This window comes from Blastococcus mobilis, from assembly GCF_900188025.1.
GTDB classification, from domain to species: Bacteria; Actinomycetota; Actinomycetes; order Mycobacteriales; family Geodermatophilaceae; genus Blastococcus_B; species Blastococcus_B mobilis.
This window is the reverse complement of record NZ_FZNO01000011.1, coordinates 43,530-62,766: the sequence shown is the minus strand read 5'-3', so window position 1 is coordinate 62,766 and position 19,237 is coordinate 43,530. Positions and strand designations below refer to the sequence as shown.

Below are 19,237 nucleotides of genomic sequence, written 5' to 3'. Positions count from 1 at the left end.
GCTCCCCCGTGCAGCCGGTCGCGATCGACACCGTGCGTCGCTGCCCCGATTGAGCACGTCCGCACCTGGTGCGGCGCCGCCCTGACCAACGCTCGGGGACGACATCGGTTACGGCGGCGCTCCGGAACCCCGGCGTGTCGCGACGGCAGGCGACGAGGCGCCGGATCGACCTGTCGACCGGCCGACGTGTCGCCCCGTCGACAGTGCGCCGCACCGGGACGCTCAGAGGGTGGTGACGAACTCCGACAGCTGGGCAGCGTTGCGGCACTCCACCATGTCGATGACCTCGCCGTAACGGTTCGCGGCCGAGTCACCGCTGCCCCACAACCGCCGGGGCTCGGGATTGAGCCAGTGCGCCGACCGCGACCGCCGGACCAGGTCGGCCAGCACGGGCAGGCCCGGTTGCCGGTAGTTCGTCCGACCGTCGCCGAGGACCAGCAGCGACGTCTTCGGGCCGACCGCGGACGCCCAGCGGTCGGCGAACACCTCGAAGGCGGTCCCGTAGTCGCTGTGCCCGTCGAAACCCACGACGTCGGCCTCGCGCCCGATCCGGGCGATCGCGTCGACGACGTCGGCACCGGGCTTGAAGAAGCGGGTCACCTCGTCGGTGGTGTCGACGAACGCGAAGGCCCGCACGCCGGTGAAGTGCTCCCGCAGGGCCTGGGTCAGCATCAGCGTGAAGTGGCTGAACCCCGCCACCGATCCGCTCACGTCGCAGAGCACGACGAGCTCGGGCTTGTGGACCTTCCGCGGCCGGTGGTGGGTGACCACCGGAACGCCGCCCGTGCCCAGCGAGGCCCGCACCGTCTTGCGGAAGTCCAGCCGGCCCTCGCGCCCCAGCCGGCGGCGCGCGGAGAGCCGTACCGCCAGCCGGCGGGCCAGCGGCGCCACGGCCCGTCGCAGCTCGGCCAGGTCGGTCGACTGCGCACGGAGGAAGTCCACCTGGTCCACCAGCGGCCGGACGGCGTTCTTCGCGACCTTGTCCCGCCCCTTCTCCGCCGCCGTCCGCCGGCGCACCTCGGACTCGATCGCGGAGCGCAGCGCCGACAGCCGCTCGCGGATCGTCTGGCGGGCCACCTGTTCGCCCAGTCCGCCGCGATCGCCCTCGGCGAGCAGCCCGGCCAGCAATTGCGAGACGAGCGTGTCCGGCGACAGCGCGCGCAGCACCCGGTAGCTGAAGTACGACTGCCCCGAGGGCGAGGGCTGACCGCGCCCCAGCAGCTCGACGGCCTCGCGCGCGAACCGGCGCAGCGCCTCCTCGTCCCCGTCGAGCAGCAGCCGCAGCAGCCGCTCGCGCATGAGCGCGGCCAGGTCGGCGTCGTCGGACCCCGGCACGTCCAGGGTCGACTCCCCCGCCTCGTCATCGGGGCTGCCGTCCGTCCCCTCCCCGTCGGACGCAGCCGGCGGGCGGTCCGACAGCGGCCACCACAGGTCGAAGAGGACGTCGTAGGTGGGGCGCTGGGCTGCGCGCTGCAGCAGCACCGCGGCCAGCCCGTGCCGGAGCTGCTCCCGGTCGAGCAGGTCGACCACCGTCAGGATCTCGGCGGCATCCACGGCCTGGCTGATCCCGACCGGGATGCCTGCCTCACGCACGGCGCGCACGAACCCGTCGAGATGCCCGGCGAGCCCGCCGGCCGCGACCGGGGTGGTCATCAGTTCAGCCGGAGCTCGGCCGCGGCGCGGTCCTGGTCGCTGGCGTGCTTGAGGACCACGCCCAGCGTCGACCGCATCGCCGACTCGTCGAGGGTGTCCAGGCCGAGCTCGAGCAGCGTCTGGGCCCAGTCGAGGGTCTCGGAGATCGACGGCGACTTCTTCAGTTCCAGAGCCCGCAGCGCCCGGACCGTCCGGACCAGCTGCTCGGCCAGGCCGGGCGCGAGATCGGGCACCCGGGACAGCACGATCTCCCGCTCCCGGTCGGCCGACGGGTAGTCCAGCGCCAGGTAGAGGCAGCGCCGCTTGAGCGCCTCGGACAGCTCGCGGGTGGCGTTCGAGGTGAGCACCACCATCGGACGACGCGTCGCGGTCATCGTGCCGAGCTCGGGGATGGTCACCTGGAAGTCCGACAGCACCTCCAGGAGCAGGCCCTCGACCTCGACGTCGGCCTTGTCGGTCTCGTCGATGAGCAGGACCGTCGGCTCGGTCCGCCGGATCGCGGTCAGCAGCGGGCGGGAGAGCAGGAACTCCTCGCCGAAGATGTCGTCGTGGACGGTGTTCCAGTCCGCGCCGTCGGTGCCCTGGGACGCCTGGATGCGCAACAGCTGCTTCTTGTAGTTCCACTCGTACAGCGCCCGTGCCTCGTCGAGGCCCTCGTAGCACTGCAGGCGGATGAGCCCGGACCCCGTCGCCGTCGCCAGCGCCTTGGCCAGCTCGGTCTTGCCGGTGCCGGCCGGGCCCTCGACCAGCAGCGGCTTGCCCAGCCGGTCGGCCAGGAACACCGTCGTCGCGATCTGGGCGTCGGGCAGGTACCCGGCCGTGGACAGCCGCTTGCTGACGTCCGCGACCGAGGAGAACTGCGGGGACTGCGACGGCGGGCGGGGCATGCGGCTCCTTGCTGGGGCGGCGGGGTGGGTGGCTGGCGCAGCGGCGGCGGGGTGGGTGGCTGGCGCAGCGGCGGCGGGGTGGGTGGCCGGCGCAGCGGCGGCGGGGTGGCTGGCGCAGCGGCGGCGGTCAGCGGGTGTGGCCGCTGCCGGTCACGACGTAGGTGGTGGAGGTGAGTTCCGGCAGGCCCAGCGGGCCGCGGGCGTGCAGCTTCTGGGTGGAGATGCCGATCTCGGCGCCGAAGCCGAACTCGCCACCGTCGGTGAACCGGGTCGATGCGTTCACCAGCACCGCGGCGGCGTCCACACCGGCGGTGAAGTCGGCGATCGCGCTCGCGGAGTCGGCCACGATCGCCTCGCTGTGCCCGCTCCCCCACCGGGCGATGTGCTCCAGCGCGGCGGGCAGGTCGTCGACGACCCGCACCGCCATGTCCATCGACAGGTACTCGGTGGCCCAGTCCTCGTCGGTCGCCGGGACCACGCCCTCGTGGGCCGCCCGCGCCGACTCGTCCCCGTGCAGGGCCACGCCCGCCCCGGCCAGCGCGCCGAGCAGGCGCGGGAGGAACGGGACGTCGCGGTGCACCAGCAGGGTCTCCGCGGAGTTGCAGACGCTCACACGGTGGGTCTTGGAGTTCAGCACGATCGCCTCGGCCATCGCGGCGTCGGCGGAGGCGTCGACGTACACGTGGCAGTTGCCGACCCCGGTCTCGATGACCGGCACGGTCGACTCCCGGACGACGCGCTCGATGAGGGAGGCCCCACCGCGCGGGATGACCACGTCGACCAGCCCGCGGGCGTTGAGGAGCTCTCCGACCGACGCACGGTCGGCGGGCAGCAGCTCCACGGAGCCGGCGGGCAGACCGGACTTCTCGGCCGTCTCGGTGAGGATGGCGACCAGCGCGGTGTTGGTGCGGAAGGCCGACGCCGAGCCGCGCAGCAGTGCTGCGTTCCCGCTCTTCAAGCAGAGGCCGGCGGCGTCGACGGTCACGTTCGGACGGGCCTCGTAGACGATGCCGACGACGCCCAACGGCACCCGCACCTGCCGCAACTGGAGACCGTTGGGCAGCCGGGAGCCACGGACGACGTCGCCGACCGGGTCCGGCAGCGCCACGAGCTCGCGCAAGGCGGCGGCCACGCCGGCCACCCGCCCGGCGTCCAGGCGGAGACGGTCGAGGATCGAGTCGGGCGTTCCCGCAGCGGCGGCGGCCTCGATGTCGGCGGCATTGGCGGCCAGCACCTCGTCGCTGCGGGCGACGAGCGCGTCGGCCATCGCCGCCAGAGCGGCGTCCTTCACGTCCGTCGGCAGGGTGCGCAGCACCCGGGCGGCCGACCGCGCGCGGAGCGCTGCGGCGCCGATCAGTGGCAGGTCGGTGACGTCGGACACGCAGGCGAGGGTACGCGGGTGCGCGCGCTCCCCCGGCGCCTCGGCGGGCGCCGCCGTCGTCCGAAACTGTGCGAGAATGATTCTCATGAACGTTAAGACGCGGTATGCCGTAGCTGCCGCCGTCGCGGCCGCCACCCTATTGGCGGGGTGCGCGGGCCAGAACGGCGAAGACGGCGGGGAGGACGGCGTCACGGTCGTCGCCGGCTTCTACCCGCTGGAGTGGGTGGCCTCGCGGGTGGGAGGGGATGCCGTCACCGTGTCCTCGCTGACTCCGCCGGGCGCCGAGGCGCACGACCTCGAGCTGGCGCCCCAGGACGTGGCCGCCGTCGCCGAGGCCGACCTGGTGGTGTTCCTCGAGGGCTTCCAGCCCGCCGTCGACGAAGCGGCCCGGTCGGAGGCCGGGGACCGGGCCTGGGACGCCGGCCAGGCCGCGGACCTCTCCCTCACCGCCCCGGCCCACGATGAGGAAGCGCACGAGGACGGTGCGCACGGGGACGAAGCGCACGCCGGGGACGAAGCGCATTCCGTGGACGAAGCGGACGAGGCCGCCGATCCGCACTTCTGGCTCGACCCGACTCGGCTCGCCGCCGTGGGCGACGCACTGGCCGGGCGACTCGCCGAGATCGACCCGGACGGTGCGGCCGCCTACCGGGACAACGCCGCCGCCCTGCGGACGGACCTCGAGGAACTGGACGCCGAGATGCAGGCGGGCCTGACCGGGTGCGCGGTGGACACCCTCGTCACCAGCCACGACGCCTTCGGCTACCTCGCCGACCGCTACGGTTTCGAGGTGGTCGGCATCAGCGGCCTCAGCCCGTCGCAGGAACCCGACCCCGCGCAGCTCGCCGAGATCTCCGAGCTGGTGAACGATCGAGGGGTCACCACGGTGTACACCGAGACGCTCATCGACCCCGCGGTCGCCGAGACCGTGGCAGCCGAGGCCGGCGTGCGGACTGCGGTGCTGGATCCCCTGGAAGGCCTGACCGACGATTCCGCGGGAGAGGACTACCTCGAGGTGATGCGCAGCAATCTCGCCGTCCTGCAGCAGGGGCAGTCCTGTCCATGACCGGCACGCAGGGCGCTGGGCCGGGTCGCGGGCCCGCGATCCGGCTGCGCGACGCGAGCATCGGTTACGGCGACGTGTCGATCGTGGCGCACGTCGACCTGACCGTCGGGCACGGCGAGGCCGTGGCCGTCCTCGGGTCCAACGGGTCGGGCAAGACGACGCTCGCCCGCGGTCTCCTCGGTCTCGCCGCGGTGCTGGACGGCGAGGTGGAGGTGCTGGGCGCGCCGGTCGGACGGCTGCCCGGCCCGCGCGGCCGGGTCGGATACGTCCCCCAGCGGCACACGGTGAGCGGCGCGGTCCCCGCGACGGTCCGTGAGGTCGTCGGGGTGGGCCGGCTCGCGCGGCTGGGCCTCTTCCGGCGGCTCGGCCCGGGCGACCGGTCCGTCGTCGCCGACGCCGTCGCCGCCGTCGGGCTCAGCGACCGGATGAACGACCCGGTCGCCTCCCTCTCCGGAGGCCAGCAGCGCCGCGTGCTCGTGGCGCGGGCCCTGGCGGCCGAACCGGAGCTGCTGATCATGGACGAGCCGACGGCGGGCGTGGATGCCGCCAGCCAGGAAGCGCTCGCCGCCGTCCTCGCCGACGTGTCGGCGACCGGCACGACGCTCGCCGTCGTGACCCACGAGACCGGCCCCCTCGCCGGCGTCCTCCGCCGGGCGGTCGTGGTCGACCACGGACGCATCAGCTACGACGGTCCGCTCGCCGGCGCCGAACCCGGCACCGGTGGTCACCACCACTCCGACGACCCCGTCGAGCCGGAGGGCCGTGGCTACCGGCTGGACCAGCTCCGGGTGACCCCGGACGCCGCCCGCGCCCGCCTCGGAGGCAGCTGACATGGAGATCCTCGAGTACGGCTTCATGCAGCGCGCACTCCTCGCCTCCCTGATGGTCGGCCTGGTGGCTCCCGCCGTCGGCGTGTTCCTCGTCCAGCGCCGGCTCTCCCTCCTCGGCGACGGGCTCGGGCACGTCGCCCTCACCGGCGTCGCCGTGGGCGTCCTGACGGCGACCGCTCCGGTGGGGACCGCGCTGGTCGCCGCCGTGCTGGGCGCGGTCCTGATCGAGCTGGTCCGCGCCCGGGGCCGGACGAGCGGCGACGTCGCCCTCGCCGTCCTGTTCTACGGCGGCATCGCCGGCGGCGTCGTCCTGCTCAGCCTCGCTCCGCGCGGCCAGGCGACCAATCTCGACGCGTACCTGTTCGGCGCGATCACCACCACGAGCACCGCCGACGTCACGGTCTTCCTGGTCATCACCCTGATCGTCCTCGGCGTCGTCGCACTGCTCGGCCGACGGCTGTACGCGGTCAGTGACGACGAGGAGTACGCCCGGGCCGTCGGGCTCCCCGTCCTCGCCCTCAACATGGTGCTGGCCACGCTGGTCGCCTGCACCGTCGTGCTGTCGATGCGGGTCGTCGGCCTGCTGCTGATCAGCGCGCTGATGATCGTGCCCAGCGCCGTCGCCCAACTGGTGGCCCGAAGCTTCCGGACGACGGTCTACCTGGCCTGCGCCATCGGTGTCGTCGTCAGCGTGGCCGGCACGACCGCGTCCTACTACGCGGGCACCCCCTCGGGCGGCACGATCGTCCTGCTGGCCATCGCGCTGTTCCTCCTGGTGACGGCCGCCCTGGCCGTGCGGGACACCTCGGCCCGCCGTCGGCACCGCCGACGGGCCGACGTGCATGCCGCGCATCCGCACGAGCACGGCCAGGGCTGTGGGCACGTGCCGGTGCCCCACGGCGACCACGTCGACTACGACCACGACGGACATCTCCACGCCCCGCACCGGACCGGCGCCGGACTGCACTACGACGAGCACGGCGCGCATGCGGTGGCGACGCCGCCCATCGAGGAGGCGAGCCGGCCGTGACGCGACCGGAACCGGCCGAGGCGGCGAGCCGCCGGCCCACCCGCCAGCGCAGCGCGTTGCTCGCGGTCCTCAGCGACACCGACGGCTTCCGGAGCGCGCAGGAGCTGCACGCGCTGCTCCGCGCGCGGGGCGACGGGGTGGGCCTGGCCACGGTCTACCGGACCCTGCAGGCGCTGACCGACCAGGGTCAGGTCGACGTCGTCCGCAATGCCGACGGGGAGGCGACCTACCGCCGGTGCTCCACGGCGCACCACCACCACCTCATGTGCCGCTCCTGCGGCCGCACGGTCGAGCTCGCCGACTCCCCCGTCGAGCGCTGGGCCGCCCGCGTCGCCGACCAGCACGGGTTCGCCGACGTGCAGCACCAGCTCGAGGTCTTCGGGACCTGCGCCGCCTGCGCCGCCGCCCGCGAACCTCAGCGGTAGGGGTCGGTCACCTCGCGCAGTCGCTCGAGGGCGGCGCGCAGCTGGGCGGCGGTCTTGTCCCCGAGGTGCGCCGTCCATTCGGCCTCCACCTCGTGTTCGATCTTCCGGGCCAGCGCGACGACCTCCCGCCCGCGCTCTGCCATCTGGACCAGCCGCGCACGTCCGTCGGTCGGGTCCGGCACCCGGCGGACGTAGCCCGCGCGCTCCAACTGGTCGACCAGGTGACCGGCGGTCTGCTTGGTGACCAGCGCCTGCTCAGCGAGGTCGGTGAGCCGGGTGCCGTGGGGGCCGATGCGCGCGGCGATGCGGCCCTGGGCGGGGGTCATGTCGTCGAAGCCGGCTGCGGCCAGCGCTGCGTACAGGCGGGCCTCCATGGCCCGGGCCGGATAGAAGCAGAGCAGTGCCAGGTTCTGCCGCTCCTCGGGATCCTCGGTCATGCCACCTCTTGACAATGGTCAGATGATCTGACGAAAATGGTCAGAGCATCGTACCAACCGTGGGGAGGCGTGATGGACCTCGACGACGTCTGGCGAACGATCGACGCCGAGCGGGCCGGCGTGGCGGACCTCGTCGAGGATCTGTCCCCGGACGAGTGGCAGACCCCGTCGTTGTGCGACGCCTGGCTGGTGCGCGACGTCGCCGCCCACCTCACGCTCGCGCACATGGGCTACCGCGCGGCCGTCGTCGGCGCGGTGCGGGCCAGGGGCGACTTCGACCGGATGATCCGGGACACCGCCCTGCGCGCCGCCGGCCTGCCCCGTGAGGAGTACGCGCGGCGGCTGCGGACCATGGTGGGCTCCCGGCGCACGGCACCCTTCATCACGCCCATGGAGCCGCTCATCGACGTGCTGGTGCACGGACAGGACATGTCCCTGCCCCTGGGCCGGGCCCGACCGATGCCCACCGATGCCGCGGCCGCGGCCGCACAGCGGGTGTGGGACATGGGGTTCCCCTTCCGCGCCCGGCGGCGGTTGGCCGGGTTCCGGCTCGCCGCCACGGACACCGACTGGTCCGTCGGCTCCGGGGCCGCGGTGGAGGGCCCGATCGCCTCTCTCCTGCTGCTGGTCACCGGGCGCCGCACTGCCCTCGACCAGCTCACCGGCGACGGCGCCGACACCCTGCGGCTTGCCGCGGCCGGCAGCTACCGCGACTGACCCGGTTCCCTGCCGAGCCGCGCGCGCAGCCCGTTGCGGACGGCCGGCCACTCGGCGTGCAGGATCGAGTAGACGACCGTGTCCCGCAGCGTGCCGTCCGGCATCCGCCGGTGGTGCCGCAGGACGCCGTCCTGCTTGGCCCCCAGCCGCTCGATCGCCGCCCGGGACTGCAGGTTGTGCCAGTGCGTCCGGAACTCCACCGCCAGGCAGCCGAGCACGTCGAAGGCGTGGGTGAGCAGCAGCAGCTTGCTCTCGGCGTTGACGCCGGTGCGCTGCGCCGACTGCGCGGTCCAGGTGTAGCCGATCTCCAGCCGCGGCGCCTCGGCGTCCGCGTTGCAGTAGGTGGTCGAGCCGACCACCGTTCCGTCGGCGGACCGGCGCACGACGAACGGCAGCATCGTCCCGGCCGCCTGCCGCGCCAGCCGGGCCGCGACGTCGTCGGCCATCTCCGCGGGTGACGGCACGAACGTGTACCAGAGCTCCCAGAGCTGCCCGTCGGAGGCGGCAGCGACCAGCTCGTCGTGGTGGTCGGGGCGCAGCGGCTCCAGGGAGACCAGATCGCCGGTCAGGCTCACCGGTTCGAGGAATGCCACCTCAGCGGGACCGGAGGGCGCGCAGCGCGGTCTTGCGTGCCTCGCCGGTCAGCCGATCGAGGAACAGCTTGCCGTCGAGGTGGTCCACCTCGTGCTGCAGGCAGCGCGCCATGAGTCCGCTGCCCTCCAGCCGCAGGGGCTTGCCGTCGACGTCGAAGCCCTCGACCGCTGCGTGCATCGCGCGCACCGTCGGCGCCCAGATGCCGGGCACGGACAGGCAGCCCTCGTCGCCGTCCTGGGTCTCCTCCGACAGCTCGACGATCACCGGGTTCACCATGTGCCCGATGACGCCGTCGACGTTGTAGGAGAACGCCCGCAGGCCGACCCCGATCTGCGGCGCGGCCAGCCCGGCCCGGCCCGGGTGGTCGACGGTCTCCAGCAGGTCGCGGACCAGGGCGGCCAGGTCGCGGTCGAAGGCACGCACCTCGTCGGCCGGGGTGCGCAGCACCGGGTCACCGACTTCGCGGATGGGACGGATCGTCACGCCGTGCAGTCTCTCAACCGGTGTTCAGCGGCCGACGTGGCGGCCGACCAGCACCATTTCGTCGCGGTGGACGACCTCCCGGCGGTACTCGGGGGCGAGGTCCCCGGTCTTGCGGCCGAGGAGGGCCGGCATCTCCCGGGCGTCGTAGGCGACCAGCCCGCGGGCGACGACGGCGCCGTCGGGTCCGACCAGCTCGACCGGGTCGTCGGCGAGGAAGTCACCGGTGACGCCGGTGATCCCGGCGGCCAACAGCGAGGCGTGCCGTTCGCGGACGGCGCGGACCGCCCCCTCGTCCAGCAGGACTCGCCCCCGCGGCCGGCTGGCGTACCGCAACCAGAACTGACGGGCGCTGGGCCGGCGGCCCATGGGGGTGAACAGCGTCCCCACCCGCTCCCCCGCGAGCGCGGCGGCACCCTGCGGGGTCGAGGTGACGACGACCGGGACACCGGCGTGGGCGGCGATGAACGCGGCCTCGACCTTGGTCGCCATGCCACCGGTGCCGACACCGTTGCGCTTGGCGGTGCCGAGGGTGACGGCGGCGAGGTCGGCCGGGCCGGTGACGGTGTCCACCAGCTGGGCGGGGCCGACGCGCGGATCGCCGTCGTAGACGCCGTCGACGTCGGAGAGCAGGACCAGGGCGTCGGCCTGCGCCACGTGCGCGACCAGGGCGGCGAGCCGGTCGTTGTCGCCGAACCGGATCTCCTCGGTGGCGACGGTGTCGTTCTCGTTGACGATCGGCAGGGCCCCGAGGGCCAGCAGCCGCTCCATCGTCCGGTGGGCGTTGCGGTAGTGGCTGCGGCGGGTCAGGTCGTCGGCGGTCAGCAGGACCTGGCCGACGGTGATGTCGTGCCGGGCGAAGGCGTCGGCGTAGGTCTGCACCAGCCGGAGCTGCCCGACGCTGGCCGCGGCCTGCGCCGTCGCGAGGTCACGCGGGCGGCCGTCGAGCTGCAGCGGAGCCAGGCCCGCGGCGATCGCCCCCGAGGAGACGAGGACGACCTCCCGGCCGGCGGACCGCACCGCGCCGAGGACGTCGACCAGCGCCGACAGCCGCTCGGCGTCCAGCCCGCCGGGCAGCGTGGTCAGTGACGAGGAACCGACCTTGACGACGACCCGGCGGGCTCCGGCGATCTGCGGACGCGCGGTCACTCGACGTCGTCCGGGATCTCGTCGTCCGTCCAGCCGTCCTCACTGAGCTCGTAGGGCGTCCGGCGGGCCTTCTTGGCGGCCAGCCGCTCCTGGGCGCGCACTCGGTGCGGCGAGTCGATGCGGGCGTCGGTGCCGCGACCGCCGAGGCCCGCGGACTCCTCGACGGTGAGCGTCCCGGCCGGCAGCGTGGGCTCCCAGTCGAAGGTCACGCCACCGATGGTGACGGCGTCGCCCTCGCGCGCACCGGCCTTGGCGAGCTGCTCCTCGACCCCGAGCCGGTTGAGCCGGTCGGCGAGGAAGCCGACGGCCTCGTCGTTGGTGAAATCGGTCTGGCGGACCCAGCGCTCTGGCCGGACACCCCGCACGATGAACGCTCTCTCGTCGTCCCCGCCCGCCCCCTCCGGATCGCGCTCCACGGTGAAGCCGGAGTCGTCCACGGCCTTCGGGGTGAGGGTGACGCGGGCCGGCTCCATGGGCGGCAGGCCCGCCCGGTGCTCCTCGACGGCGGCGGCGAGGGCGAAGCCGAACTCCTTGAGGCCCTCGCCGGTGGCGGCGCTGACCGGGTAGACGTCCAGTCCACGCTTCTCCAGGGAGGCACGGACGAGGTCGACCAGCTCCCGGGCGTCGGGAACGTCGATCTTGTTGAGGACGGCGATCCGCAGCCGGCTGACGAGGTCGAGCTCGTCGCCGCCGACCGCCGCTCCCGAGTACTCGGCCAGCTCGTGCTCGAGCGCCTCGATGTCGCTCTCCGGGTCGCGGCCGGGCTCCATCGTCGCCATGTCGACGACGTGCACCAGGACGGCGCACCGCTCGACGTGCCGCAGGAACTGCAGGCCGAGGCCCTTGCCGGTGGAGGCGCCCGGGATCAGCCCCGGCACGTCGGCCATCGTGTAGACGGTGTCGCCGGACCGGATCACCCCGAGGTTGGGCACCAGGGTCGTGAACGGGTAGTCGGCGATCTTGGGACGCGCCGCCGACATCGCCGCGATCAGCGACGACTTCCCCGCCGAGGGGAAACCGACGAGGCCGACGTCGGCGACGCTCTTGAGCTCGATGACGGCGTCGAACGCCTCGCCCTCCTCGCCCAGCAGGGCGAAGCCGGGCGCCTTGCGGCGGGCGTTGGCGAGCGCGGCGTTCCCGAGCCCGCCCTTGCCGCCCCTGGCCAGCACCACGCGGGTGCCGGCGCCGACGAGATCGGCGATCACCCGGCCGTCGGGGGTGCTGACCACCGTGCCGGCCGGGACCTTGAGGATCCGGTCCTCGCCCTTGGCGCCGTGCCGGTTACTGCCCTCACCCGGCCGGCCGTTGCCGGCCTTCTGGTGCGGCCGGTGGTGGAAGTCCAGCAGCGTGTGCACGCTGGGATCGACCTCGAGGACGACGTCGCCGCCGTCGCCGCCGTTCCCCCCGTCGGGACCGCCGAGGGGCTTGAACTTCTCCCGATGGATCGACGAGACGCCGTGCCCGCCGTTGCCGGCGGCCACGTGCACGACTACTCGATCGACGAAAGCGGCCATCTCCGCCGCCCCTTACCTGTCGAGCGCGACGAGCGCACGGGCGAATGCCCGTGCGCTCGTGCGCGGATCGGCCCCGTCCCGAGGCTCGTCCCGAGCTCGCGAGGGATGAGGAGGACGGGGTCCTTCTACTTTCTCAGGCCTCGACCGCGGCGATGGAGACGGTCTTCCGTCCCCGCCGGGTGCCGAAGGTGACCGCACCCGGAGCGAGCGCGAACAGCGTGTCGTCGCTGCCGCGACCGACGCCGAGACCCGGGTGGAAGTGAGTGCCGCGCTGCCGCACGATGATCTCGCCGGCCTTGACGACCTGGCCGCCGAAGCGCTTCACGCCGAGGCGCTGAGCGTTCGAGTCGCGACCGTTGCGGGACGACGAGGCGCCCTTCTTGTGTGCCATGTCGGCGTCAGCCCTTCGAGATGTCGCGGACCACGACGCTGGTCAGGGGCTGACGGTGCCCCTGCCGCTTGTGGTAACCGGTCTTGTTCTTGAACTTGTGGATGTGGATCTTCGGGCCCTTGCCGTGCTCGACGATCTCACCCGTCACGGTCACCTTGGCCAGGGCCGCCGCGTCGCTGGTGACGGTGTCGCCGTCGACCAGCAGGATGGCCGGGAGAGCGACGGTGTCGCCCGCCGCACCCGCCAGGCGGTTGATCGTGAACGTGTCGCCCACGGCCACCTTGTGCTGGCTGCCACCGGCCTTCACCACTGCGTACACCACTGACTCCTCGTATCGCTCGTAATGTCCAAGCTCTGTGTTCCGGCACAGACCGGAGCGATCGCCGGGTGCTGGACGGGCTGCGGACGCCTGACCCGGCGGCACCCGAAGGCGCCCGCGCGGTGGCGATGCAACCCGACCAGCGTACCCGAAGCATCAACGCCGGGTCGAACGTGGTCCGACGACCGTGGCCCCGTCCAGGGCACCGCCGCACGCGCGCGAGTGGCGGGGAGGACGGGGTCCGCTGTCACGAGACGGGCGGGCCCGCCGGTCGGCTCGCCGCCCGGCGGCGGCGCGGCCGCGTCGTGGCCTCGGCCGCGGCGGGGGCCGCGACGCCCTGCTCCTCCGCCGCCGGCGCCTCGGCGGCCGACTCCTCGACGGCCGCCGCCTCGGCCGGTGCCACCTCGGTCGGTGCCGACTCGACCGGTGCCACCTCGACGGCGACGGCCTCGCCCGGTGCCGCCTCGATCGAGGACTCGTCGCCCGACGGCTCGTCCGTGACCGGGAGGACCTGCACGGCATTGCTCTGGGCAGGAGTCGGCCCGATCCCCTCCGCCGGGGCACCGACTCCGGCGAGGACGGCGGCGTCCTCGGCCGCGCGCTCCTCCCCGGACTGGCCGCGGCTGCGGCGGCCCCGGTTGCGGCGTCCACCGCTGCGGGCGCCCTCGGTGGGCTCGCCGTCACCGGTGACGACCTCGGCCGCCGGCTCCTCGGCCACCTCCGTGGCCGCGGCGTCAGCGTCCTTGGCGTTGTCCCGGAAGCCGCCGGAGCGGTCCCGGCGGTTGTTGCCGCCGCCACCCCCGCCGCCACTCCCGTTGCCGCCGCCGTTGCTGCCGCTGGTGCCGCCCCCACGACGCTTCTCGTCCACCGGGTCGGTGCTGACGATGACGCCGCGGCCACGGCAGTGCTCGCACGACTCGGAGAAGACCTCGAGCAGGCCCTGGCCCACCCGCTTGCGGGTCATCTGGACCAGGCCCAGCGAGGTGACCTCGGCGACCTGGTGCTTGGTGCGGTCCCGGCCCAGGCACTCGGTGAGCCGCCGCAGCACGAGGTCCCGGTTGCTCTCGAGGACCATGTCGATGAAGTCGATGACGATGATGCCGCCGATGTCGCGCAGCCGGAGCTGGCGGACGATCTCCTCCGCCGCCTCCATGTTGTTGCGCGTGACGGTCTGCTCGAGGTTGCCGCCCGAGCCGACGAACTTGCCGGTGTTGACGTCGACCACGGTCATCGCCTCGGTGCGGTCGATGACCAGCGAGCCGCCCGAGGGCAGCCACACCTTGCGGTCGAGCGCCTTGGCCAGCTGCTCGTCGATGCGCAGGTCGCGGAAGACGTCGCCCTCGCCGGTGAACCGGGTCAGGCGGCCGGTCAGCTCCGGGGAGACGTGCGCGACGTAGGCCTCGACGGTGTCCCAGGCGTCGTCGCCCTGGACGACGAGCTCCTTGAAGTCCTCGTTGAAGACGTCGCGGATGACGCGGATCGCCAGATCGGGCTCGCCGTACAGGAGAGCGGGAGCGTTCCCCGAGCCGTTCTGGAGGGACTCGGCCTTCTTCTGGATGACGTCCCACTGGGCGGTCAGCCGGTTGACGTCGCGGGTGAGCTCCTCCTCGGAGGCGCCCTCCGCCGCGGTCCGGATGATCACGCCGGCGTCGTCGGGGACGATCTTCTTCAGGATGTCCTTGAGCCGCTGGCGCTCGGTGTCGGGCAGCTTGCGGCTGATGCCGGTCATCGACCCGCCGGGCACGAAGACGAGGAACCGGCCGGGCAGGTTGATCTGCTGGGTCAGGCGGGCACCCTTGTGGCCGATCGGGTCCTTGGTGACCTGCACCAGCACCTTGTCGCCGGACTTCATGGCCGTCTCGATGGAGCGCTGCTTGCCCGACAGGCCGGCGGCGTCCCAGTTGACCTCACCGGCGTAGAGGACGGCGTTGCGCCCCTTGCCGATGTCGACGAACGCCGCCTCCATGCTCGGCAGGACGTTCTGCACCCGGCCGAGGTAGACGTTGCCGGCGAACGACGTGGCCGACGCCTGGGTCACGTAGTGCTCGACGAGGACGTCGTCCTCGAGGACGGCGATCTGCGTCCGCTCGCCGCGCTGGCGGATGACCATCTTGCGGTCCACGGCCTCGCGGCGGGCGAGGAACTCGCTCTCGGTCAGGATCGGGGTGCGGCGGCGTCCGGTGTCCCGGCCGTCGCGGCGGCGCTGGCGCTTGGCCTCCAGGCGGGTCGACCCGGCCACCCCGCGGACGTCGTCGTCGCTGGTGGTCCGGCCGTTGCGTCCGGCCCGCTCGGGGCGGTCGTCGTCGTCGGAGTCGTCGCTGACGGCGTCGCCCCCGCCCCCACCGCTGCTGCGGCGACGACGGCGGCGCCGGCGGCGGGTGCTCGAACCGCCCTCGGCCTCGTCGGTGTCGGCCTCGGCCGTGTCCTGGGCGGACTCGCCGTCCTCGTCGTCCTCGTCCGAGGCGGCCTCGCCGGTCTCCTCGCCGGTCTCGTCGACGACGTCCTCGTCCCCGCTGTCCTCGCCGGTGCGGCCACGGCCACGCCCCCGGCGACCGCGGCGGCGCCGCCGGCTGCCGGTGGTGCCCTCGTCGGCGGACTCGGCGTCCTCGTCGTCGGCCTCGACGTCGGCCTCGACGTCCTCGATGTCGTCGGCGTCCTCGACCACGTCGGCCTGCTCGGCCGGACGACGGCGGGAGCGGCTGCGCCGGGGACGGGCGGGCTCGGCGGCGTCCTCGGTGTCCTCGTCGGCGGTGACCTCGTCCGCGACCTCGGGCTCCGGGGCCTCGACGGGGCGCCGGCTGCGGCGGCGGGGCGGCGAGGCGTCGGTCTCGCTGGGCGCCACGAAGCTGACGAAGGCCGGCATCGCCGGAGCCACCGGGACGGGCGCCTCGACGGAGTCGGGGTCGGCCGCGATCACCGAACGGGTGGCGCGCCGGCGAGGGCGGGCGACCACGGCGGTGGGCTCGGGGGAGCTGAACGCGGTCGCGAACCGTGGCAGAGCGGGCTCCGGCTCGGCCTCAGCCTCGGGCTCGGCCCCTGCGGGGACCTCCTCGGCGGAGGCCTCGACCTCTTCCTCTTCCTCCGGGTCCGCCGGAACGGCGGAGTCCTCGGACACGGCGGGAACCTCGGACACGGCGGGAACCTCGGCCACCTCGCCATCCGGGCGGCCGCCGGAGTCGGCCCGCCGGGAATCCTCCGGGGTCGCGTCGGTGGTGTCGGTACTGGTGCTGTCGTGATCGGCCACGAGGGCTCGTCTCCTCATGTGCTCCCGGGCGCCGATCGGTGAGGACTGGCGGCCGCGCAGGAGCACGGGTAGGGCGGGACGGGCCGTCGCACGGGGTACGGCGAAGGTGGCTCGTCCTGCGGAAGTCTGATGTCGGCCACCGCGCGGCGGTTGCCACGGCGGAGACCGGAATGCCGGCGGTGCCCGGACCGGCGCAGAACGCCGGTCCGGTGGTGCTGGTCGTTCTCGTACTGTCTGGTGGGGGTGCTGGTCTGTCGGTGGAGCGAGGGTCTGCGTGGTCCGGGCCGGGTGGCCCGGATCGGTCTGCGTCACGTCTGGCAGCCGTGGCGCTCGACGGCGCGAGGCCTCCGGGGACCCGCCGGTCAGATCGCCGCGTGCTCCCGGGGGATGCGCGCCGCGCGGTCGGGACCGAGCGGATCGGCCACGGTCCCGGTGTCGTCGAGCCGGCCCTGCGCCTCACGCACGGCCCGAGGGGGCAACGGCGGGTGCAGGTCGGCGACGGCAGCCAGGGCGGCCAACACGTCGTCAGGTCGTACAGCGGGCGTCAGCTGCCGGACGACCATGTGCAGTATGGCACAACCTGCCTCTTCGCCCGCCGACGCGCTGGCGACCGAGGCCCGGGCGTCGATGTCCTTGAGGCCGTTCTTCGTCCGCTTGGCGACGGTCACGACGTCCCGGGACAGGAACTCCTCGACCGCCGGCCGGAGCTCGGCCAGGGTCACCCCGGGTAGCTCCACGCGCCAGACGGAGGTGTCGATCCGGTCGGCCAGCGAGCCGGTTCCCTCCCCCGCCTCCACGCACTCCAGGATCGCGACCTCGTCCGGCAGGGAGGCGTCGAGCCCGGCCCGCACGGCCTCCGGGTCGCACCGGACGGAGAGGCCGATCTCGACGTACTCCGCCTCGCTCGCCGCACCGGTAGGGGCAGCGCCGAGGTAGGAGATCTTGGGGTGCGGGCTGAAGCCGGCGGAGAACGCCATCGGCACCTGCGCCCGCCGCAGCGCCCGCTCCAGGGTGCGGGCGAGGTCGCGGTGCGAGGCGAACCGGAGCCGGCCCCGCTTGGCGTAGCGGAGGCGCAGCTTCTGGACGGTGGGCGGCGGGGGCGGGCCCTCGGGCTGGCGGGCCATCAGACGACGGTCAGCGGGAGCAGGCTGCGCCCGGTGGGGCCGATCTGGATCTCGGTGCCCATGGTCGGGCAGACACCGCAGTCGTAGCAGGGGGTCCACCGGCAGTCGGCGACCTCCTCCTCGGACAGGGCCTCCTGCCAGTCCTCCCAGAGCCACTCCTTGTCCAGCCCGGAGTCCAGGTGGTCCCAGGGCAGGATCTCGTGCTCGGTGCGCTCGCGGGTGGTGTACCAGTCGAGGTCGACGCCGAAGGGGGCGAGCTCCTCGGCGGCGGCCGCCGTCCAGCGGTCGTAGGAGAAGTGCTCGCTCCAGCCGTCGAACTTCCCGCCCTCGCGCCAGACCCGCTCGATGACGCGGCCCACACGCCGGTCGCCCCGGGAGAGCAGGCCTTCGATCACGCCAGGCTTGCCGTCGTGGTAGCGCAGGCCGATCGAGCGGCCGATGCGGCGGTCGGCGTTGATCGCCTCCCGCAGCACCCGCAGCCGGTGGTCGATGGTCTCGGCGCTGGCCTGGCTCGCCCACTGGAACGGCGTGTGCGGCTTGGGCACGAACCCGCCGATGGAGACCGTGCAGCGGATGTCCTTGGAGCCGCTGGCCTCGCGGCCCGCCCGGATCACCTCGACCGCCAGCTCGGCGATCTCCAGCACGTCCTCGTCGGTCTCGGTGGGCAGACCGCACATGAAGTACAGCTTCACCTGGCGCCAGCCGTTGGCGTACGCGGTGGTGACCGTGCGGACCAGGTCCTCCTTGGACACCGTCTTGTTGATCACCCGCCGGATCCGCTCGCTGCCGCCCTCGGGGGCGAACGTGAGGCCGGAGCGCCGTCCGTTGCGGGACAGCTCGTTGGCCAGCGTGACGTTGAAGGCGTCCACGCGGGTGCTCGGCAGGCTCAGGCTGGTGTTGGTGCCCTCGTAGCGGTCGGCGAGCTGCTTGGCGAGCTGCCCGATCTCCGAGTGGTCGGCGCTGGACAACGACAGCAGGCCGACCTCCTCGTAGCCGGTCGCCTTGAGCCCCTGCTCGACCATCGAGCCGATGCCGGTGATGGTCCGCTCGCGCACCGGGCGGGTGATCATCCCGGCCTGGCAGAAGCGGCAGCCCCGGGTGCAGCCGCGGAAGATCTCGACGCTCATCCGCTCGTGCACCGACTCGGCCAGCGGCACGATCGGCGTCTTCGGATAGGGCCACTCGTCGAGGTCCATGACGGTGCGCTTGCCGACCGTGGCCGGGACGTCGTCCCGCGTGCGCTGCACGCCGGCGATGGCGCCGTCCGGGCCGTAGGAGACGGCGTAGAAGCGTGGGACGTACACACCCTCGACGCGGGCCAGGCGGGCCAGCAGCTCCATCCGGCCGCCGGGCCTCCCCTGCGCCTTCCAGGCCTTGACGACGTCGGTGATGTCGCCGACGACCTGCTCGCCGTCACCGAGGACGGCGCAGTCGACGAAGTCGGCGACCGGCTCGGGGTTGAACGCGGCGTGCCCGCCGGCGACGACGACCGGGTGGCTCCCGTCGCGGTCGACGGCGTGGATGGGGACGCCCGCGAGGTCGAGCGCCTCGAGCAGGTTGGTGTAGCCGAGCTCGGTGGCGAAGCTGACCCCGAGCAGGTCGAAGTCGGCGACGGAGCGGTGCCCGTCGACGGTGAACTGGGGGACGCCGTGCTCGCGCATGAGGGCCGCGAGGTCCGGCCAGACGGCGTAGGTGCGCTCGGCCAGGGCGTCCGGGCGCTCGTTGAGCACCTCGTACAGGATCATGAGGCCCTGGTTGGGCAGGCCCACCTCGTAGGCATCCGGGTACATCAGCGCCCAGTGGACCGCGGCGTCCTCCCAGGGCTTCACCTGCGAGTTCAGTTCACCGCCGACGTACTGGATCGGCTTCTGGATCTGAGCCAGCAGGGGCTCGAGGCGGGGGTACAGGGTCTCACCAGTCATGACCTGTCCAGGGTAGCCGCCGGGTCGCCGGGCAATCCGATCGATCGAGCGGGCTCCCCCGCCTAGCCTGCACC

At 73.5% G+C, this 19,237-nt stretch carries 18 protein-coding genes; 5 read left to right on the top strand and 13 right to left on the bottom strand.

Features of this window, described 5'->3' with window-relative positions; all coding sequences use genetic code 11:
- Positions 1–222: 222 nt before the first annotated feature.
- The 3 genes from CHB94_RS11550 to CHB94_RS11540 all read right to left on the bottom strand — a co-directional run bounded on the left by CHB94_RS11550 (position 223) and on the right by CHB94_RS11540 (position 3,921).
- The gene (locus CHB94_RS11550; protein ID WP_089336721.1) at positions 223–1,653 is read right to left on the bottom strand and encodes a vWA domain-containing protein; all 1,431 of its coding nucleotides are present in this window, start codon (positions 1,651–1,653) and stop codon (positions 223–225) included.
- Positions 1,653–2,540 carry an AAA family ATPase gene (locus CHB94_RS11545; RefSeq protein ID WP_089336720.1) on the bottom strand — a complete coding sequence of 296 codons (888 nt, stop codon included), beginning with the start codon at positions 2,538–2,540 and terminating at the stop codon, positions 1,653–1,655. The genes CHB94_RS11550 and CHB94_RS11545 overlap by 1 nt, the downstream gene beginning before the upstream one ends.
- A gap of 127 nt (positions 2,541–2,667) precedes the next feature.
- Positions 2,668–3,921 (bottom strand): glutamate-5-semialdehyde dehydrogenase, encoded by a 1,254-nt coding sequence (locus CHB94_RS11540; protein ID WP_089336719.1) that lies wholly within the window; start codon positions 3,919–3,921, stop codon positions 2,668–2,670.
- 85 nt (positions 3,922–4,006) lie between these two features.
- Here CHB94_RS11540 and CHB94_RS11535 point away from each other — a divergent pair, with 85 nt between their 5' ends.
- From CHB94_RS11535 to CHB94_RS11520, 4 genes are read left to right on the top strand one after another with little or no spacing between them, the layout of a single operon-like run.
- Positions 4,007–4,987: a metal ABC transporter substrate-binding protein gene (locus CHB94_RS11535; RefSeq protein ID WP_089336718.1), complete on the top strand. Its 981-nt coding sequence runs from the start codon at positions 4,007–4,009 to the stop codon at positions 4,985–4,987.
- Positions 4,984–5,817 carry a metal ABC transporter ATP-binding protein gene (locus CHB94_RS11530; protein WP_089336717.1) on the top strand — a complete coding sequence of 278 codons (834 nt, stop codon included), beginning with the start codon at positions 4,984–4,986 and terminating at the stop codon, positions 5,815–5,817. The genes CHB94_RS11535 and CHB94_RS11530 overlap by 4 nt, the downstream gene beginning before the upstream one ends.
- Position 5,818: 1 nt before the next feature.
- Positions 5,819–6,847 (top strand): metal ABC transporter permease, encoded by a 1,029-nt coding sequence (locus CHB94_RS11525; protein WP_089336716.1) that lies wholly within the window; start codon positions 5,819–5,821, stop codon positions 6,845–6,847.
- Positions 6,844–7,272 carry a Fur family transcriptional regulator gene (locus CHB94_RS11520; RefSeq protein WP_089336715.1) on the top strand — a complete coding sequence of 143 codons (429 nt, stop codon included), beginning with the start codon at positions 6,844–6,846 and terminating at the stop codon, positions 7,270–7,272. The genes CHB94_RS11525 and CHB94_RS11520 overlap by 4 nt, the downstream gene beginning before the upstream one ends.
- Here CHB94_RS11520 and CHB94_RS11515 read toward each other — a convergent pair.
- A complete protein-coding gene (locus CHB94_RS11515) occupies positions 7,263–7,709 on the bottom strand; it encodes a MarR family winged helix-turn-helix transcriptional regulator (RefSeq protein WP_089336714.1) in 447 nt (148 codons plus the stop codon). The genes CHB94_RS11520 and CHB94_RS11515 overlap by 10 nt on opposite strands.
- A gap of 72 nt (positions 7,710–7,781) precedes the next feature.
- On the opposite strand from CHB94_RS11515, the gene CHB94_RS11510 reads away from it, so the two are divergent.
- The gene (locus tag CHB94_RS11510; protein ID WP_176445515.1) at positions 7,782–8,426 is read left to right on the top strand and encodes a maleylpyruvate isomerase family mycothiol-dependent enzyme; all 645 of its coding nucleotides are present in this window, start codon (positions 7,782–7,784) and stop codon (positions 8,424–8,426) included.
- Here CHB94_RS11510 and CHB94_RS11505 read toward each other — a convergent pair.
- The 9 genes from CHB94_RS11505 to CHB94_RS11465 form a co-directional block, all read right to left on the bottom strand.
- Positions 8,414–9,019: a GNAT family N-acetyltransferase gene (locus tag CHB94_RS11505; RefSeq protein WP_089336712.1), complete on the bottom strand. Its 606-nt coding sequence runs from the start codon at positions 9,017–9,019 to the stop codon at positions 8,414–8,416. The two genes, CHB94_RS11510 and CHB94_RS11505, sit on opposite strands and share 13 nt — an antisense overlap.
- 1 nt (position 9,020) lies before the next feature.
- Positions 9,021–9,503: a peptide deformylase gene (gene def / locus CHB94_RS11500; protein WP_089336711.1), complete on the bottom strand. Its 483-nt coding sequence runs from the start codon at positions 9,501–9,503 to the stop codon at positions 9,021–9,023.
- A 24-nt stretch (positions 9,504–9,527) separates the two neighbouring features.
- Complete coding sequence (proB, locus tag CHB94_RS11495) at positions 9,528–10,649, bottom strand: glutamate 5-kinase (protein WP_089336710.1); 1,122 nt, start codon at positions 10,647–10,649, stop codon at positions 9,528–9,530.
- Positions 10,646–12,163: a GTPase ObgE gene (obgE, locus tag CHB94_RS11490; protein ID WP_089336709.1), complete on the bottom strand. Its 1,518-nt coding sequence runs from the start codon at positions 12,161–12,163 to the stop codon at positions 10,646–10,648. The genes proB and obgE overlap by 4 nt, the downstream gene beginning before the upstream one ends.
- Positions 12,164–12,296: 133 nt before the next feature.
- Complete coding sequence (gene rpmA / locus CHB94_RS11485) at positions 12,297–12,554, bottom strand: 50S ribosomal protein L27 (protein ID WP_089336708.1); 258 nt, start codon at positions 12,552–12,554, stop codon at positions 12,297–12,299.
- A 7-nt stretch (positions 12,555–12,561) separates the two neighbouring features.
- Positions 12,562–12,873, bottom strand: coding sequence for a 50S ribosomal protein L21 (rplU, locus tag CHB94_RS11480; protein WP_089336707.1), 312 nt, complete (start codon positions 12,871–12,873; stop codon positions 12,562–12,564).
- Between the two features lie 247 nt (positions 12,874–13,120).
- Complete coding sequence (locus CHB94_RS11475) at positions 13,121–16,117, bottom strand: Rne/Rng family ribonuclease (protein ID WP_254920582.1); 2,997 nt, start codon at positions 16,115–16,117, stop codon at positions 13,121–13,123.
- A 362-nt stretch (positions 16,118–16,479) separates the two neighbouring features.
- The gene (locus CHB94_RS11470; protein WP_089336706.1) at positions 16,480–17,241 is read right to left on the bottom strand and encodes a TIGR03936 family radical SAM-associated protein; all 762 of its coding nucleotides are present in this window, start codon (positions 17,239–17,241) and stop codon (positions 16,480–16,482) included.
- A complete protein-coding gene (locus tag CHB94_RS11465) occupies positions 17,241–19,163 on the bottom strand; it encodes a TIGR03960 family B12-binding radical SAM protein (RefSeq protein WP_089336705.1) in 1,923 nt (640 codons plus the stop codon). The genes CHB94_RS11470 and CHB94_RS11465 overlap by 1 nt, the downstream gene beginning before the upstream one ends.
- Positions 19,164–19,237 lie beyond the last annotated feature (74 nt).

Coding starts and splice junctions, on each gene's coding strand:
- CHB94_RS11530 (WP_089336717.1), top strand. CDS start 4,984: ATGACCGGCACGCAGGGCGCTGGGCCGGGTCGCGGGCCCGCGATCCGG.
- CHB94_RS11515 (WP_089336714.1), bottom strand. CDS start 7,709: ATGACCGAGGATCCCGAGGAGCGGCAGAACCTGGCACTGCTCTGCTTC.
- CHB94_RS11535 (WP_089336718.1), top strand. CDS start 4,007: ATGAACGTTAAGACGCGGTATGCCGTAGCTGCCGCCGTCGCGGCCGCC.
- CHB94_RS11545 (WP_089336720.1), bottom strand. CDS start 2,540: ATGCCCCGCCCGCCGTCGCAGTCCCCGCAGTTCTCCTCGGTCGCGGAC.
- CHB94_RS11465 (WP_089336705.1), bottom strand. CDS start 19,163: ATGACTGGTGAGACCCTGTACCCCCGCCTCGAGCCCCTGCTGGCTCAG.
- rpmA (WP_089336708.1), bottom strand. CDS start 12,554: ATGGCACACAAGAAGGGCGCCTCGTCGTCCCGCAACGGTCGCGACTCG.
- CHB94_RS11470 (WP_089336706.1), bottom strand. CDS start 17,241: ATGGCCCGCCAGCCCGAGGGCCCGCCCCCGCCGCCCACCGTCCAGAAG.
- CHB94_RS11550 (WP_089336721.1), bottom strand. CDS start 1,653: ATGACCACCCCGGTCGCGGCCGGCGGGCTCGCCGGGCATCTCGACGGG.
- obgE (WP_089336709.1), bottom strand. CDS start 12,163: ATGGCCGCTTTCGTCGATCGAGTAGTCGTGCACGTGGCCGCCGGCAAC.
- CHB94_RS11510 (WP_176445515.1), top strand. CDS start 7,782: ATGGACCTCGACGACGTCTGGCGAACGATCGACGCCGAGCGGGCCGGC.
- CHB94_RS11525 (WP_089336716.1), top strand. CDS start 5,819: ATGGAGATCCTCGAGTACGGCTTCATGCAGCGCGCACTCCTCGCCTCC.